Annotated in this window: 15 protein-coding genes; 8 read left to right on the top strand and 7 right to left on the bottom strand. The window is 50.0% G+C overall.

What is annotated here, in order from left to right:
• Positions 1–5: 5 nt before the first annotated feature.
• From DFR62_RS10980 to DFR62_RS10970, 3 genes are all read right to left on the bottom strand, one after another.
• Positions 6–524, bottom strand: a complete 519-nt coding sequence (locus DFR62_RS10980) for a YfiT family bacillithiol transferase (protein WP_121300420.1) — start codon at positions 522–524, stop codon at positions 6–8.
• A 129-nt stretch (positions 525–653) separates the two neighbouring features.
• Positions 654–1520 carry a hypothetical protein gene (locus DFR62_RS10975; RefSeq protein ID WP_121300419.1) on the bottom strand — a complete coding sequence of 289 codons (867 nt, stop codon included), beginning with the start codon at positions 1518–1520 and terminating at the stop codon, positions 654–656.
• The gene (locus tag DFR62_RS10970; protein ID WP_121300418.1) at positions 1513–2223 is read right to left on the bottom strand and encodes a beta propeller repeat protein; all 711 of its coding nucleotides are present in this window, start codon (positions 2221–2223) and stop codon (positions 1513–1515) included. Before DFR62_RS10970 ends, DFR62_RS10975 begins: the two co-directional genes overlap by 8 nt.
• Positions 2224–2423: 200 nt before the next feature.
• Between DFR62_RS10970 and DFR62_RS10965 the strand changes: the two genes are divergently transcribed.
• Positions 2424–3233, top strand: a complete 810-nt coding sequence (locus DFR62_RS10965; RefSeq protein WP_158290826.1) for a CPBP family intramembrane glutamic endopeptidase — start codon at positions 2424–2426, stop codon at positions 3231–3233.
• A 91-nt stretch (positions 3234–3324) separates the two neighbouring features.
• On the opposite strand, the gene DFR62_RS10960 is transcribed toward DFR62_RS10965, so the two are convergent.
• Entirely contained in the window at positions 3325–4002 is a 678-nt protein-coding gene (locus tag DFR62_RS10960) for a metallophosphoesterase family protein (protein ID WP_121300416.1), read from the bottom strand.
• 369 nt (positions 4003–4371) lie between these two features.
• On the opposite strand from DFR62_RS10960, the gene DFR62_RS10955 reads away from it, so the two are divergent.
• The 4 genes from DFR62_RS10955 (at position 4372) to DFR62_RS10940 (ending at position 7512) form a co-directional block, all read left to right on the top strand.
• On the top strand, positions 4372–4890 hold the full coding sequence (locus DFR62_RS10955) for a TetR/AcrR family transcriptional regulator (RefSeq protein WP_121300415.1): 519 nt from the start codon (positions 4372–4374) through the stop codon (positions 4888–4890).
• Between the two features lie 147 nt (positions 4891–5037).
• Positions 5038–6186 carry an MFS transporter gene (locus DFR62_RS10950; RefSeq protein WP_121300414.1) on the top strand — a complete coding sequence of 383 codons (1149 nt, stop codon included), beginning with the start codon at positions 5038–5040 and terminating at the stop codon, positions 6184–6186.
• 144 nt (positions 6187–6330) lie between these two features.
• On the top strand, positions 6331–6783 hold the full coding sequence (locus DFR62_RS10945; protein WP_121300413.1) for a VOC family protein: 453 nt from the start codon (positions 6331–6333) through the stop codon (positions 6781–6783).
• A 90-nt stretch (positions 6784–6873) separates the two neighbouring features.
• Complete coding sequence (locus DFR62_RS10940) at positions 6874–7512, top strand: peptidoglycan-binding domain-containing protein (RefSeq protein ID WP_158290825.1); 639 nt, start codon at positions 6874–6876, stop codon at positions 7510–7512.
• 144 nt (positions 7513–7656) lie between these two features.
• On the opposite strand, the gene DFR62_RS10935 is transcribed toward DFR62_RS10940, so the two are convergent.
• Together DFR62_RS10935 and DFR62_RS10930 are read right to left on the bottom strand one after the other, a co-directional pair.
• Positions 7657–8499 carry an aldo/keto reductase gene (locus DFR62_RS10935; protein WP_121300411.1) on the bottom strand — a complete coding sequence of 281 codons (843 nt, stop codon included), beginning with the start codon at positions 8497–8499 and terminating at the stop codon, positions 7657–7659.
• A gap of 224 nt (positions 8500–8723) precedes the next feature.
• Complete coding sequence (locus DFR62_RS10930; RefSeq protein ID WP_241663127.1) at positions 8724–11483, bottom strand: M14 family metallopeptidase; 2760 nt, start codon at positions 11481–11483, stop codon at positions 8724–8726.
• A 296-nt stretch (positions 11484–11779) separates the two neighbouring features.
• Between DFR62_RS10930 and DFR62_RS10925 the strand changes: the two genes are divergently transcribed.
• Entirely contained in the window at positions 11780–13237 is a 1458-nt protein-coding gene (locus tag DFR62_RS10925) for an amidase family protein (RefSeq protein WP_121300409.1), read from the top strand.
• Between the two features lie 215 nt (positions 13238–13452).
• On the opposite strand, the gene DFR62_RS10920 is transcribed toward DFR62_RS10925, so the two are convergent.
• On the bottom strand, positions 13453–14004 hold the full coding sequence (locus DFR62_RS10920; protein ID WP_121300408.1) for a TetR family transcriptional regulator: 552 nt from the start codon (positions 14002–14004) through the stop codon (positions 13453–13455).
• Positions 14005–14158: 154 nt separating this feature from the next.
• On the opposite strand from DFR62_RS10920, the gene DFR62_RS10915 reads away from it, so the two are divergent.
• Both DFR62_RS10915 and DFR62_RS10910 read left to right on the top strand, forming a co-directional pair.
• Positions 14159–15088 (top strand): DsbA family protein, encoded by a 930-nt coding sequence (locus DFR62_RS10915; RefSeq protein ID WP_121300407.1) that lies wholly within the window; start codon positions 14159–14161, stop codon positions 15086–15088.
• A gap of 15 nt (positions 15089–15103) precedes the next feature.
• Complete coding sequence (locus DFR62_RS10910; RefSeq protein WP_121300406.1) at positions 15104–15409, top strand: monooxygenase; 306 nt, start codon at positions 15104–15106, stop codon at positions 15407–15409.
• Positions 15410–15694 lie beyond the last annotated feature (285 nt).

Raw genomic sequence — 15694 nt, 5'->3', positions numbered from 1 at the left:
GGACACTAAATTTCCTCCATCCCCAACGCAATCCGGATATGCGCCAAATGATGCTCTTCGTGCCACGATAGTTTCGCCAAATTTTCCGCAACGCGAACTTCGCCGTCTGTTTCGTGGATGAAGACGCGGTCCAATTGCGTACCCGTCACATAATTCCCGAGTGCCACGATCCGTTCGTTCAATCCTTCTAACATCCGGATGGAACTTTCCACCGGCAATCGGTTGTCCGGCAGATACGCCCATTTGTCCTGGTCAAACTCAGACACGGTCGGTTGGTATTCCGTCAGCGCCAGTTTCAGGCGCTGATACAAAGACAATTGCGAATCCGCAATATGATGCACGAGCTGCCGGACCGTCCAGCTGCCTTCCCTGTAAGTCTTGGCCAACTCCTCATCGCTCAAGGAATCCACCACCTCGCGAAGACGCGTCGTGTAGCTATTGATTTCGTTAAGCCATTTGTTGACTTCTTCATTCGTTACTTGTTCCGGAACTTGCATTTGCCCAATCGGAAATTGCACATCCATTTGCCTAACCCCTTTTCCAAGCGCATTTAGAAAACGCTCTCTTCACGCTCAATATATCAATGGAGATTCCATTTGTAAACATGCCTTGGGTGTACTAGAAATTGTGGCAAAATCACCATCTGCCCGCCATCATTCCTTATAATATTCCACACTTTCCGTCGCTCCTAATTCCACTGGTGTAATCGTGATGCTGCCGCCTTCTTGAATCAACCCATCCTCGCCAAATTCCGTCCCCGGCTCCAAGGTGATCGTCAAGGTCGGTTTGCTTGGATCCCCTCTCACCACAAGCGTGTAGATGCCGAATTGTTCGGTGTTTCGGATGTTATAATAATAAAGTTCCCCATCATTTGCATACACCAATTCATTATTGTCCGACATGAAATAGTTCTGCGGATTGCCTGGCTCTATCCATTTGCCGATCAGGCTGACCGCGACATTTTGATAGCTGACGTAATCGCTGCTTCTGAAATTATAAATTTGATGGTCGATGGTGCCGTAATCGCTCGTTTTATACGTCAAAGCCGCAATATCTTCGGCGGTCCATTGGAGTTTATAGCCTTCATCTTCCAGCACTTTATATGCCGAACTGCCTTCTAGCACACCCACTTCCCGACCGAATAAGAGGCCTTTTCGCTCCAACCGGGCCGTCTCTTTCTTCATTTTCGGGTATTCTTTCAAAATCAATTCATGCTCGCCATTTTCCGATTCCGCGATCAGCACATTCGCATCGCCCATATAATAGAAGAACGTCGTATTCGCCGTAAACAAACCGATCGCGATCAGCGCGAATCCCCATTTCACATAAGCGTTCGAAAATAGCCAAGCGGCCCCGCTCAATAGGAAACCGATAATGCCATAGTTAATCAAATAAAACTGCCATTCATGAATAAGCCAGTACCCTCTCGGTTCGGCAATCCCGATAAGCAAGACTTGAAAAATCGCCAGTATCATCCCCGCGGCAAGCAATGAAATTCCGATTATCTTTTTTCTATTCATTTCGCATCCCCCGCAAATCAAAATGCGCCATGATTTCTTCGTAAAGTGCATCCCCCGAAGAAATCGAATCCCATGTCACACCGGCATTCACGCTCCGGAAAATAAGTGTTTCCGCCTCACCGCTCTCGCCGTCCCGAACCGCTGCCAAATAACCGGTTTGCCCGCTATCAATGAAATCGATGTGCATTTCTTCATAGCCATGTTCAAGGTCTTGCGTAGCGGTGCGTGAAATGCTGCCGACGCTCCACCCCTGCCCACGGCTATCGGTTCTCAAGATGCTGATGTTTTCCGGCCCGCGCCCTCCGTAAACAATGGCAATGTTACCGGGCGATATGTACATATTGCTCCGTGAAATATCATCGAGATAATCGCTGATGCGCGCGTACCCCAATTCATGATCGTCCGGCACTGGAATCCAGCTCTCGCCTTCATTCACCGTGACGAAAAGTTCCGTTTCATACATCACGTAATCTTGTTCCGTGTCGACTGGCAACACGGCTTCCTTTGTTCCTGGCACCGGGTGCGACATAATTTTATCGACATCCGCCGTCACTTCCGGGAGCGGCGGTGCTTCGGCAATCGCAGGGCTCTGTGCCACGTACTCTGAATTGATGCTGGCGATGGTGTCCGTACTCACTTTGAAAGCCCCGTAACTCAACACGAGCGCCAACAAGCCGACTAAACTGATTTTCAAAACCTTCATAGCATTCCCTTTCCAAAAAGTAGTAATTCCATTTTAACACGCTTCCGGAGCAGCAAACGCCTAAGCGTTATTCTCTATTCCATTCAAGAGAAGTTCTGCGATTCCAGAAGTTCCATTTCTTTCTGCTGCAATGCAAAATCGTGCTACTATAAGAGCAAAATACGATTCGTTCTGCACTTTAACGAAAGGCGGCGATGAGGATGGTCGGGAAAAAGAAGCCACGGTTTGTTCTCGGTTTGAAGACAGTCGCATCCATCGTCTCGATTTCTTTTTTGCTGCAAATTTCCGGCAATCCGTTCCTCAACAGCATCATTATGCTGCTCGTGTTCTATATCGTCCTGCCGGTATGGATCTGCAGCCACTACTTCCAAAAGCGGGGCGTGACACTGCGCCAAGTCGTCTTTGTCCAAGGCATCGCCCGCTGGCTGTTGCCGATTGCCGGGCTCAGTTTGCTGATCATGATTTTCTCCACGAGCATCTATTGGCTGTTATTGCGCGGGCTTATGGCCATCGCTCCCGCCCTCGTCAACCTCTTCCTCACGCCGCAGCCGCTCCCGGATGTGTTCTGGTATATAGCGGCGACCGCTTTCATTGTCGCCATCATCGCGCCAATCGCGGAGGAATTCGTCTTCCGCGGCGTTCTCTTGAATCAGCTGATGGACGTATTCGGCTTGTGGAAAGGCATCGGCATCACGAGCTTGATCTTCGCCGTCTTCCACCTCAATTTTTTCGGCGCCTTCCTGTTCGCGGTCATCGCATCTCTCCTCTATGTCAAAACCGGCAATTTGCTCGCGCCGATTTTGCTTCACATCGCTAACAACCTACTCGCCGTCTACCAAGCCTTCGCCGACACCTCGTTTATGGACTGGCTGACGGTGACGAGCGTCAACGACCTGTATACAAAAGCCGCACCAAACCTCGTCGCTTTGATTATGAGCACAGTATTATTGCTGCTTATGATTGGCTGGCTGGCACGTAGCTTGAAAGACGAAAAATCAGCTATTCGGTAAATCAACAATCTTCAGGAACAGGTCCTCACATTTTATTGATGAATTAAAAAATGCCCTGGCTATGAAAAGCGCAGGACATACCTCATTGCGATCAAACTTCTTTCCTCACAAAATAAACCTGCTCACCCGGCAGCTCCAAACAATTCAACTGCCCGCCATACACCGCGCCCCCATCGATGCCGATGATGCGGTTATCGCCAAAATAAACGCTCGTATCATCCGACCCTCTCAGCTTAAATGTCGGCGTGTGGCCGAAGACGACTTTCTTATCACCTACATAGCCTTGATGAAATTCATCGCGGATCCACATCAATAAATACGGATCTGTCTCTTCAATCGCAACGTCCGGCTGAACGCCTGCATGCACGAATAAATAACCATCTGCTTCGTAATAAAACTTCGTCTCTTTCAAAAACTCGATATGCTCCCAAAACAGCTCCATCGCCGGAAGCTTCATGCCTTTTATGGAAGAATCGTAACTTTGCAAAGTGGAAAGCGCCCCGTTGCGCACCCAGTTTCCCGCTGCGCCGGTTTCACCCCTCGCTGCTTCCAGCATCATTTGGTCGTGGTTGCCGCGCAGCACAATCGCTCCTTGTTGCTTCAACTCGACGACCCTCTCCAGCACTCCTTTGGAATCCGGACCGCGGTCCACATAGTCACCGAGTAAAATCAGCTGGTCATTCGATGCGTCATACTCCACTTTCTCCAGCAACTTATTGAACAAGTCCAGCTCTCCGTGAATATCGCTGATGGCTAAGATCCGTTTCATCGTGTGCACCTCCTGCTTCCCGTTTTCCAAAACAACTGTCATTTAGCACATTGCCTGGTATATGCGTACTTCCCTATTGGCAATCAAACTCCTGCCAAAACGTTCTTCATTTCACACTTACCATCTTCATCCAATTCTTTACCCTTCGCGTAAACAGCATAACCCTTCCCCTTCTTTCAGCTTGAACGGTTTTCGCTTAATTGTGTCTGACACAGGGACACTGAAACTCTACATCGCCTTTGGTATAAGGAATCTTGGCTCTCAAATTGTTCCTAACACAGGGACAATAAGCTTTTCATTTGCACCTATCGTCCATAGCTGTTATTTTTAGAGTGACCGTTATATCTAAGTCAATGGAGGATGGAGACCATGAGCACGAAGAAAGAAGACTTACTGGTAGCTGCAGAACAACTGTTTTACCAGCACGGCTTTCATGCCATTGGCTTGAAAGCGATTGTCCAGGAAGCCGACGTGGCGCTGATGACGCTGTACAATCATTTTAATTCCAAAGACGAACTGATCTTGGAGATCTTGACCCGCAGATCGCAAGTCTATATGGATTATTTAGAACAAGGTAAGCAACAAGCAAGCGGATCCGTCGCACAACGGCTGGCGATTGGCCATTTGAATTGGCTAAAGGATACAGCTTCCAATGGCTGCATGTTTTTGCGGGCGAAAGAAGAATTCGTCAGCGAGCCCAATCACCCGATTGTCCAGCTGGTGACGAACCATAAAGAAGAAACAAAACAATTGTTCCTATCGAACGGGCTCACGCCTTCCGAAGCGACTCGCTTGTCCTTGCTCTTTGAAGGAGCCGTTTCCTTGGCCGAATTTTCTCCATTGGACGAAGTCGAAGATGCCTTGATGACTTTGGTGCAACAGTTATAAGTAAGCGAATCGCTTACTTTTTTTACCCCAGAAATATAGTGACCGTTCTATCTATAAAAAGGAGTTGAGAATATCCCAGAAAATCGTTTTATTTTTTTAATTCGAAAATGTAGTGACCGTTCTATCTAATAAAAGGAGTGAATTATCATGTGGAAAATCGTTTTACCTGGCATCGCCATGATCGGCGTTACCTATGCGTTCGCCAGATACAGCTTCGGCTTGTTCTTGCCGGAAATCAGCAGCGCCTTAAATTTATCTGAAAGCCAGTCGGGGTTGATCGGCTCGGTGGCGTATGCCGCCTATACACTAGCCTTGGTGACAGCGGCTATCTTCATCCATAAAATGAGCGCCCGCCACGTCGTGTTGTATTCCGGCGCCTCTGCCTTTATCGGCATGCTCGGAATGGCAGCATCGCAAGGCTTTTACACACTCGCCATCAGTGCGTTTATCGCAGGGCTCGGCAGCGGTTGGGTATCGCCCGCCTTCAGCCAAGTCGTCGCGCAATCGCTTGAGAGCCGCGAGCGCGATAGAGGCAATACGTGGATCAATACCGGCACGAGCGTCGGAGTCGTTGCGAGCGGCCCTGTGGCACTGGCATTTGCCGAACAGTGGCGCTGGGGCTATGTGCTGTTTGCGATTTTGGCGTTCTTGACGCTGTGGTGGAATGCACGTGCGATCGATCGTCCGGAAGAAGAACCGGAACAATCCACCGGCAGCCAGTTTATACTGAGCCTGCTCGGCCAAGCGCGCTTCATGATCCTCGCGGCGATCGGCATCGGCTTCAGTTCTTCCATCTACTGGACCTTTTCACGAAGCTACCTAACCGAAGTGCACGATTTCTCGGTACCGGAAAGCATAATCTTCTGGATCGTCATGGGCGCAGCCGGCATCATCGGCGGCATTGCTGGAACCATCATTCAACGCCTCGGGCTCGGCTGGTCTTACCGCCTGGGCGTGTTGGTGGCGACCGCTTCTCTTGTCACACTGGTAATTCCGCACGCTGCCGCCATCTACTTGTCCGCGGTCCTGTTCGGCATCTCGTTCATTTTCATGACCGGCTTATTCATCGTCTGGGGCACACGCCATTTCCCGGATACGCCTTCTGTCGGCGTGAGCTTGTCGTTCTTCTCGCTCGGCATCGGGCAATCGCTCGGCTCAATCGCGGCGGGCATCTTGATCGACGGCATGTCCTACCCAATCGCCTTTTTATCATTCGCGGTGATTGGCTTGCTGTTTATCTTCATTAAAACAAATGCCCAGCCAGTTTCGACACAAGGAACCGCTGCACAGCCGTAAGCCCTGTCCCTGTGCACCACACAATTCCCACACAATTCGTTCTGATGAATGAAGCATCGTTTCCGTTTTTTAGTTGGAAGGAATCCACCGCTTTAAAGAGAATGGATACGTACCATCACTATTCATCAGAAAGGAGACAATATCATGGAGAACAATCAATTACTCCGCATGGACAACGTCGGCCTCGTCTTAGAATCGCTGGATGACGCTATCTCATTTTTCGAAGAAATCGGCCTGCAACTCGAAGGCCGAGGCATGGTTGAAGGTGAATGGGCGGGACGCGTCACGGGGCTTGGCGACCAACAAGTCGAAATCGCCATGATGGCGACGCCGGACGGACATAGCCGGATCGAACTGTCGCGCTTTCTAGAACCGGCTGTTACCAGCGATCACCGGACAGCCCCGGTCAATTCACTCGGGTATTTACGCGTCATGTTCGCAGTCAAAAATATCAACGACATAGTCGCCAGACTCACGACACACGGCGCCAAGCTCGTCGGCGAAGTGGTGCAGTACGAAAACGCGTACCGGCTATGCTATATTCGCGGACCTGAAGGGATTCTTGTCGGCCTTGCGGAACCGCTCGGGAATGAATAAATATTTGACCGTGATTAGATTCGGAAATTCGCTGTTTTTTCAAAAAAGTGGGTATACATGAAGCAATTAAACACTTGGGAGGAAACCGGCATGAAGAAAATTTGGCTTCCACTATTGCTGGCATTTGGGTTATTCGCTGCATTTTCCCTGCCCTTTGATTCAGTTGCTGCTACAAGTCATGGATCTGCCGCAACAGATGACCAATTGCCCGAAAACCTCGAGAACCTGATGGACATCGCCCCGGAGCATCAATTCACGCTGCGCCAAGGCAGCAAACGCATCGAAGTGAAACTCCTCCAATGGACATTGAACGATTATGGGTTGAAAACGGAAGTAGATGGCACCTTCGGCCCGAAGACCGAGCGGAACGTCCGGCAATACCAGCAGGATAAAGGCCTCGTGGTCGACGGCATCGTCGGCATGTATACATGGGTCGCCATTTACGCTGAACACCAACAGCCTCCGGGTGACAATGAACTGCCGGCGAGGCTGAAAAATTTAATGGCAATCGCGGCGGAGCATCAGTTTATCCTTCGTCAGGGCAGCCAGCGCATTGAAGTGGAGCTGCTCCAATGGACATTGAACGACTACGGACTGAATACCTCGGTTGACGGGATCTTCGGGCCGGAAACCAATCGGAACCTTCGACAATATCAGGCGGACAAAGGATTGAACGTCGATGGCATTGTCGGTGTGAATACGTGGACGGCGCTGTACGGGGAATATTAATTTTCTTAAAAGCATGCAATAGCTAGAAGACCCGCCGATCCGTTTAGGGATTGGCGGATCTTCTAGTTTGTTGCAGAATCTGATTTTTTTGAATGAAGTTCAGCACACATCATTTTCAAATAGCTTAAGCTACTTAGCTTTCCATCAAAACTCCTCATACGTCGCCGGGTCCATATCAAACAACCTGCCATCCAGGCGGGACAATTCCGAAATCGCTGCCATTTCGCTATCGCTTAATTCAAAATCGAAAATGGCCAGGTTTTCGCGCTGGCGCTCAGGCGACGTGGAACGCGGGATCGACACCGAGCCGATTTGGTATTGCCAGCGCAACACGACTTGCGCGATGGTTTTATGATGGGATTTGGCAATTTGGCTGATGGTGTCATTCGACAGGATATCCTTCGCTCTGGCGATTGGACTCCACGACTGCGTTTGGATATTGAGATCCGTATGCACTTTTCGCTGATGTGCCTGGTTGAAGAACGGGTGCAATTCCACTTGGTTCACGCTCGGCGTGACGCCCGTCTCTTTGATGATGCGCTCCAAGTGCTCAGGCAGGAAATTGCTGACGCCGATCGAGCGGACGAGCCCCCATTTCTGTGCGTCGATCAAGGCTTGCCACGCTTCCACATACGTGTCTTGATTTGGCAGTGGCCAGTGAATCAAATACAAGTCGAAATAATCCACTTGCGCGCGGAATAACGATTCCTGGATCGCCACCAAAGCTTTTTCGTATGTGTGATAGCGCCCCGGCAGCTTGGACGTCACCCATAGCTCTTCTCGTGGAATGCCGCTGCGCCGAATGCCTTCGCCGACCGCGCCCTCGTTTTCGTAGTTATACGCCGTGTCGATCAAACGATATCCCGCGTTGATGCCGCTGCTGACGGCGTTCGCTCCTGCATTTCCCCACAGTCCGTATGTACCGAGCCCTGTTACCGGTAAACTCGTGCCGTCATTTAATGTCACTTCCGGAATTGCTTTCACCATCTACTTCCACTCCTCTCAAGTCTGTTTTCAGATTACTCTTACATCTTCATGAATTCAAATCATTCGGCTTCCGAAATTTCTCTGGCAAATAAAAAGAGATCCGCTCCATTATCGAATGGAGCGGATCCCGAATTGTGTCGTGCACAGGGGCGTAGCGTTAGACAAACGCCGCTATCTCAAGGTTTTCACCTAGAGAATTGTGTCTAACACAGGGACATCACCAACTACTGCTTCTTCCCTTTTCCTTTCCCTTTCTCCACCACTTCCGCTTCAACGCTCACTGCATCATAAATCGAATTCGCAATGAAGCGGTAGCTGTGCTCGGTATGGGCACGGAATGCGAGAGAGTTGGCAAACAAATTAAACGTCGTCTCTCCCTGCTCAGCTGTTATGGCCATCGTTTGGCCTTGTGCCTGTTCATAGCCAGGCCACCAGCCGGCGAGGTAGAAATCGTCGCTGTCCTGGAAGCTTGCGAGCACTTCTGCGCCTTCCGGAACTCCAGAAATCCATGAACCGGTCGTGACGTAGAGATTTTCTTCCTGTTCGTACCCAGCAGTCAACGGATGCTCCGCGACATCTGCTTTCACGAGTCCTTCGTGTCTGCTTCCGGTGCTCGTATACGCAAATCCTGGAAGCAAGCCGCTCTTGCTTACTGCGTTAAGTGCAGGTGCACCGATCCCGACAAAGGTTTTGCCGGTGACTTGTGCTGCGTTAAATGAACCGCCATCGCTGACGATGACATCCGCTGCTGCAGCGTCCGTCAGTTCAAAGCCGAGCTGGCGCAACGAGAAGTTCAGCTGCGCAGTACCGGTTGCCGCAACACTCGGCTGCTCCAGCACTTCAGTTTCGGCATTTTTGCCGTTGCCGAATACTTGCGTTTCAAAATAATAGTCATCGGCATACGCGCGAAGGTCGTTCGTCGCAACGACGAAATCACCTGCTTCCGCTTTGCCTTTGCTTTCCGTCAACACTTCCACCGTCTTGCCGTCAGCAAGCAGTGCGTTGACGACGCGGATCGCATCGTTCGTAGAGTTCTCGAGAATTTGTTTCGGCGGGTTTCCTTTTACCGTGCTTGTCGGAATGACCGCTTCTTCAAGTTCTTGAGTTTTTCCATCGAACAAACCTTCCGTACGAACTTCTTCCAAATCAAAGCCTCTCAAATCGGAGAAGTTGACGACGATCGGGTCATACATTGCGTCCCAATCGGAAACATTATCGCCTTCATAGAGCATGGCATTCGCCAAGCCGCGCTTCGCCTGATCCATCGGCACGATGAATGTGCCTTTCGGATAAGTCACACCGTCCACCTCTACAGGTTTCACAGTCTTTTCAACTTCCACGCCGTTGCGAATCAAATAATCCGCCATATTATACGCTTCCAACGCATTCTTCTGGTTCTTGTCATCTGTTGGAATTACGTAATAATCCGGGAAGAAGTTTTCATTGTCTCCGCGGTCGCGGCCAATCACTTCACCCGCCGCATTGACGTAATATTCATCGACGGCACGGTTATCTTCCCCGTCCACGCCGCGTTTGAAGATCTCCAACTGCTCTTTATACAATTGGTCTTTATTATCATGCACATAATTCGCTGCACCAAGGCCGCTGCCGACTAACGCATTATAACCGTCTTGGCTCAATGTCGGCACTTCGATCGTATGGCCAAGCGCACCGTGGAGCATCGCGTAAATCGCCGTGTACGCTGGCGTCATATCATCCCAACCGGAACCATAACCGTCTTTGGCAATGAAATAAGACGTCAGCTCGGAATTCGCGATTCCCGCCTGCCCCATCGCATTCGCTTGATCCATCATATTGTCGATCAATAAATCGTATTCAAAGTTCGGGTTATGCGGTGGTGTTGCCGGTTCAATCAAGAACCCATCCACATAGCCATGGAAATCCACGAATGATAGCGGTGTCCATTTCGACAGCACTTCATTCACTTGCTGCGTTTCCACTTGCGTTTGGTACGCATTGTCACGGTTTAAGTCAAAGCCCTCGGCGTTCGCGCGCGTATTGGCCGCTCTGCCATCTGGGTTGCTCGTGAACATATAGAGGAAAATCGCATCGTCCAAAACTTCGTCCACATTCAAGTTCTCTTCGAATTCCGTCTCGCCGTCTGTATTCATGAATTTCACTTCATCTTCCAAAGCGAATTTCTCCAACAACTCGACTTGCACATCCACTCCTTCTACTTCATCCGGGTGGATATTATTGAACCAGATCGGCACTTGGTAATCGCCCATCGTATCGTTCTCGAGTTTTTCAATCAAACTTTCCGGATCTTCGAGTGCAGTCGGCAAAGTTTCATTCAAATACTGATCGACCGCTGCCTCATCTCGAGCCAAAATGACGAAATGAATATCGCGCCCTTCCACCGTTTTGCCGACGGTCTGATACTCGAGGTAGCGATCGTTGTCCGCATCTTGTTCAGCGGCTTCAAAAATCTCATCGATCGCCGGTTTTAATTCATCGTAAAACTTGAACTCATCGTAGACATTCAATTCGACGGTCGCTGCCGCTGTGTCGCCGCTTGCCGAATCAATCAGCGCCAGTTCATAATCACCGATAAATTGCTGGTATTGCGTGCGGATCGTGCGGTTGGACAAATCATCCGTCCCGTACAACAAACCGAATTCCAGCACTGCGGTGATTTTATTCGTGCCTTCTACAAAAGAAGGTTCTTCAACAACGGTGATGAACGGGTCGCCATTATAGCTTTGGCCTTCTGTCCATTGCTGCCATTCGGAAAGTGGCTTTCCTCCGAACTGGAATTTGACATCTTCCAAATCGACCCCTTCGCCTAAATCAGCTGACACTTCGACAGTGCGCGCTTCGGTCAACGAAAAGACCGAACGGCTCACTTCAAGCGCCGTCGCTTGTTCAGTCGCGCTAGCCCCCGTTTCATTTGCGGCCATTGTCGGCACAAACGCTGACAATACCAGCGCTACCGAGAGCCATCCTGCAAAAACTTTTTTCATCCACATAACATCCCTTCACCTTGAAATTTTTATTACCAGCTCTTAATATAACAGAATATTTCGTATTCCGAAGTAGGCAAAAGGATTAATTCTTAAAAATAGGACTTTATTCCAGTTATTGCAGCATCTATTAATTGTGTGATGCACAGGGACGTCGCAACATAAAAATCCTTCCACAACAAGGTTTTGAGCCGTAGAATTGTGTCGTGCACAGGGACACGAACCAAAAATTTATGCAAAATTAGGAATTCATGTACAATTAAAGGCAGTACATCATTATAGCGAGGAGCATACATATGGAAACAAGTACATTTAAACTGATCGAAGCGACCATCGAAGACATCCAACAAGCGTTCCGCGACCAAAAACTGACGTCCGTCGAATTGGTCCAAGCCTATCTCGACCGGATCGAAGCACTCGATCAAAACGGACCGAAAATCAATTCCGTCCGGGCAATCAATCCAGACGCGTTGGCAGTCGCAGCCGAGCTGGACGAAAAACGCGGACAGACTGAGCAAGGCCCGCTCTACGGCATTCCAGTATTACTGAAAGATAATATCGAAACAAAAGACAAGATGCCGACCACTGCTGGCACCATCGCACTTGAACACAATTTCGCGAAAGATGATGCTTTCGTGGCGAAGCAACTGCGCGACGCAGGTGCCATCATTCTCGGCAAAGTGAATTTGAGCGAATGGGCATATTTCATGTCACAAGACGGCCCGAGCGGCTATAGTTCACTCGCCGGCCAAGTGAAAAATCCGTACGGCGTCGATGTTTTTGAACCAGAAGACGTCGGCGGCTCGAGTTCGGGGACGGGAGCCGCGATTGCATCGAATTTCGCGGTGGTCGGCGTCGGTACCGAAACGTCGGGGTCGATCCTCAGCCCATCAAGCGCCAATTCCATCGTCGGCATCAAACCGACTGTCGGGCTCATCAGCCGCTCGCGCATCATTCCGATTGCTGAAAGCCAGGATACCGCTGGACCGATGGCACGCACCGTGACGGACGCGGCAATCTTGCTCGGCGCCATGACCGGCGTCGACGAACAAGATCCGGCGACACTAAAAAGCGAAGGCCAGGCACTCACTGATTACACGTCGCACCTCAAAACAGACGGTCTGCAAGGCGCACGCATCGGCGTCGACCTATCGTTCTTGAACAATGAAGCACCAGAAGAACGCGCCATCATGGACGCGACAATCGAAGAAATAAAAGCACTCGGCGCCACCGTCGTTGAATTGACGATTCCCCAGCAGGAGTTTGAGTCGGACGTCTTATGGTACGAATTCAAGCGCGGCGTCAATGATTATCTTGCGACGACACCAGCCGAAGTGCCGGTCAAATCGCTTGCGGATGTCATCGCCTTCAACCAGCAGGACCCTGAGCGCCGCATGAAATTCGGCCAGGCGGAACTGGAGAAAGCGCAAGGCTTAAGCGACGATCCGAACGACGCGACTTACTCGGAGCACCGCGAAATCGACTGGCGTTCTTCTACTTCAGAAGGCATCGACCTCGTCGTGAAAGAACACCAACTCGACGCATTGCTGTTCCAAAACAACCGCGGCGCGGCGATGCCGGCCAAAGCGGGCTATCCGTCCATTACGGTACCCGCCGGCTATGCGAGCAGCAGACATCCGGTTGGCGTTACGTTCAGCGCCCAGGCATTCAGCGAAGCTCGGTTGATTGAACTGGCTTATTCTTATGAACAGGAAACGCAGAAACGGATCGCACCGGATCTGGAATCACACTAATTTTACAGAGACGAAAAAACACCCTCCACTGAGCGCGCGGCATTTTTACCGGCGTTTCAATGGAGGGTGTTTTTGGCCTGAATTGTGTCTTGCACAGGGACGAAATTTCAATCCTGATGAGCCCTGCAAGCTCTAAACCCTTCCCTATAAGCGTTTCATGAGATTGGGGATTTCCAGAATTGTGTCTTACACAGGGACAGCTTTCTCCCCCCTGCTCAGTCCAAGCCATGACGTATATAAGGAAGCGCCGCTTTGATGAACTCTTCCGGTGGCAGTTGGGCGTTTCGTTTCCATTCCACCGACGCACCGTAGATTCCCCAGCTCAGCATGACCGCCGTCAAGGACAGCGTCTGCGCTTTTTCAGCTGGATGTTGTTTCGATAGCAATTTGAAGAAAATCACTTCGAGCTGTTCCCGGATGATACGGGCGATTGTCTCTTCGTAGCCGCTATGGCAGCGATGAGAGATGGCCTTCTGGAAATTCGTTACCGCTTCAAAAATGCCGGTGAAGGTTTCTTCATCGAGCCGGCGGTTTTCGTACACAGCGGAATCCAAGTTCACCAACAGCACTTCGGATAACGCCTTTTCCAGCAAGTCGTAGATATCTTCAAAATGATAATAGAAGGTGGCCCGGTTGATTGCAGCTTCTGCCGTGATATCTTTGACGGTAATATCTTTGAACTCCTTGGTTTCCGAAAGCGTGATGAAGGAATCCATGATTGATTTACGGGTGCGGATGACGCGCGGGTCTGTTTTTGACTGTGCCATTTTCAATCACTCCGATTTTTTAGACAATATGCGAGATGTGTTGCATAAGCAACACATCGGCCAAACTATTGGTATTGATGCTTCTCATTTTGGCTTAGAATTCAAATAGATAGCAAATGAAATGCTTGAATGAAACCGATTGGAGGAAAACGATATGAAGAACAACGATAACTTAATGTGTGATATCGAGACAGGGATTTGCGGTGTCGCAGAAGAAGAGCAAACGGGCTTGATTAATTTCAGCCAGCCACAGAAAACGATTACGCTGTATTATGTAACGGATCCGATCTGTTCCCATTGCTGGGCGATCGAGCCGGTGCTTCGCCGGTTCACTGAGCAGTACGGCGATTACTTCAAATTCCAGACGGTGATGGGCGGTTTGCTGGAAAAATGGCATGACGGGCCGATCGATCCAGCCAATGGTATTTATAAACCGGCAGATGTCGCGGGCCACTGGCGGGAAGTCGGGGAACATTCCCGCATGCCGATTGATGGCTCGTTGATGATCGACAACCCAGTGCACTCATCCTACCCGCCTTCCCGCGTGTTCAAAGTGATCCAAGGGCAGTATGATAACGCCAAAGCGAATGAATACTTGCGCCGCGCACGAGAAGCGCTGTTTGCGTTCAACCGCAATATCGCAGACGACTCCGTGATGGTTGAGATTGTAAATGGCATGGGGCTCGACGGCGAAGCCATCTTCCAGGCAGCTCAACAACCCGCCGCACAGCAAGCCTTAACCGAAGACTTTGCACTGGCCAGAAGCCTTGGTGCCAGAGGTTTCCCATCGATCATTATGATCAATGAAGACAATAAAGGCGTGAAAATCGTCGGCGGCCAAGCCTTCGATAAATACGTGGCGGGCTTGGAACAAGTGCTGAATCCGCAAAAGCCGCAAGCCAAACAGCCGCCGGCACTGCCGCAATTGCTTGAGCAAGAACAATTATTGTTCTCCAAGGAAATTGAAGTTATGTACGATCTGGCAAAATCAGACGTCCCCGCTTTTATTGAACAAGCGCTTTCGCACACACAATACGAAGCGAATGAAATTTTAGGGGAAACTTATTACAAAACGACAATATAATGAGGAGTGATCGAGATGGCGTATATTTTACAGGTGGATTTCAAGATGGACGGGCCGTTCGGCGAGGAAATGGCCGCTGCTTTTTCAGAGCTGGCGGAAAGCATCAACCATGAGGAAGGTTTCCTCTGGAAGATTTGGACAGAGAACGCGGATGCTGGTGAAGCCGGCGGGATTTATCTTTTTGAGACGAAGGAAGCAGCCGAAAAGTATATCGGCATGCACGCCAAACGCTTGGCAGGCTTTGGCATCCCTCATGTGAACTCGAAAATATTCAGCGTGAACAATGCTTTGACGGAGATCAATCACGGCCCGCTTGGATAATCGGAATGGAGAAGATGCGCATAAGCATCTTCTTTTTTTATCCGACAAGAAACAGATGCCCCTCCCCACAATCAGCACAAAACGAATCAGGGGTACCTGCTTGCCTCATGTTCAATTCATTTCAAAAATAAGCAAGCACTCTGTGAATGCCCCTTTAAATTTAATCAACTCAACACAAAACACCCTCTACCAAGCGAGTGGCATCTGCCGTTACTCAGGTACAGGGTGTTGTCGGTACTATTCATTTCTCCTGAATTGTGTCTTGCACAGGGGCGTCAAGCTACA

Origin of the sequence: Planococcus citreus (genome assembly GCF_003664125.1) — a bacterium.
GTDB lineage: Bacteria > Bacillota > Bacilli > Bacillales_A > Planococcaceae > Planococcus > Planococcus citreus.
Note: the sequence above shows the minus strand (reverse complement) of the source record. Positions and strands in the feature narration are given on the sequence as shown.

Excerpts from the sequence above, each read along its gene's own strand:
- DFR62_RS10980 (WP_121300420.1), bottom strand. The coding sequence starts at position 524 with ATGGATGTGCAATTTCCGATTGGGCAAATGCAAGTTCCGGAACAAGTA.
- DFR62_RS10975 (WP_121300419.1), bottom strand. The coding sequence starts at position 1,520 with ATGAATAGAAAAAAGATAATCGGAATTTCATTGCTTGCCGCGGGGATG.
- DFR62_RS10970 (WP_121300418.1), bottom strand. The coding sequence starts at position 2,223 with ATGAAGGTTTTGAAAATCAGTTTAGTCGGCTTGTTGGCGCTCGTGTTG.
- DFR62_RS10965 (WP_158290826.1), top strand. The coding sequence starts at position 2,424 with ATGGTCGGGAAAAAGAAGCCACGGTTTGTTCTCGGTTTGAAGACAGTC.
- DFR62_RS10960 (WP_121300416.1), bottom strand. The coding sequence starts at position 4,002 with ATGAAACGGATCTTAGCCATCAGCGATATTCACGGAGAGCTGGACTTG.
- DFR62_RS10955 (WP_121300415.1), top strand. The coding sequence starts at position 4,372 with ATGAGCACGAAGAAAGAAGACTTACTGGTAGCTGCAGAACAACTGTTT.
- DFR62_RS10950 (WP_121300414.1), top strand. The coding sequence starts at position 5,038 with ATGTGGAAAATCGTTTTACCTGGCATCGCCATGATCGGCGTTACCTAT.
- DFR62_RS10945 (WP_121300413.1), top strand. The coding sequence starts at position 6,331 with ATGGAGAACAATCAATTACTCCGCATGGACAACGTCGGCCTCGTCTTA.
- DFR62_RS10940 (WP_158290825.1), top strand. The coding sequence starts at position 6,874 with ATGAAGAAAATTTGGCTTCCACTATTGCTGGCATTTGGGTTATTCGCT.
- DFR62_RS10935 (WP_121300411.1), bottom strand. The coding sequence starts at position 8,499 with ATGGTGAAAGCAATTCCGGAAGTGACATTAAATGACGGCACGAGTTTA.
- DFR62_RS10930 (WP_241663127.1), bottom strand. The coding sequence starts at position 11,483 with ATGAAAAAAGTTTTTGCAGGATGGCTCTCGGTAGCGCTGGTATTGTCA.
- DFR62_RS10925 (WP_121300409.1), top strand. The coding sequence starts at position 11,780 with ATGGAAACAAGTACATTTAAACTGATCGAAGCGACCATCGAAGACATC.
- DFR62_RS10920 (WP_121300408.1), bottom strand. The coding sequence starts at position 14,004 with ATGGCACAGTCAAAAACAGACCCGCGCGTCATCCGCACCCGTAAATCA.
- DFR62_RS10915 (WP_121300407.1), top strand. The coding sequence starts at position 14,159 with ATGAAGAACAACGATAACTTAATGTGTGATATCGAGACAGGGATTTGC.
- DFR62_RS10910 (WP_121300406.1), top strand. The coding sequence starts at position 15,104 with ATGGCGTATATTTTACAGGTGGATTTCAAGATGGACGGGCCGTTCGGC.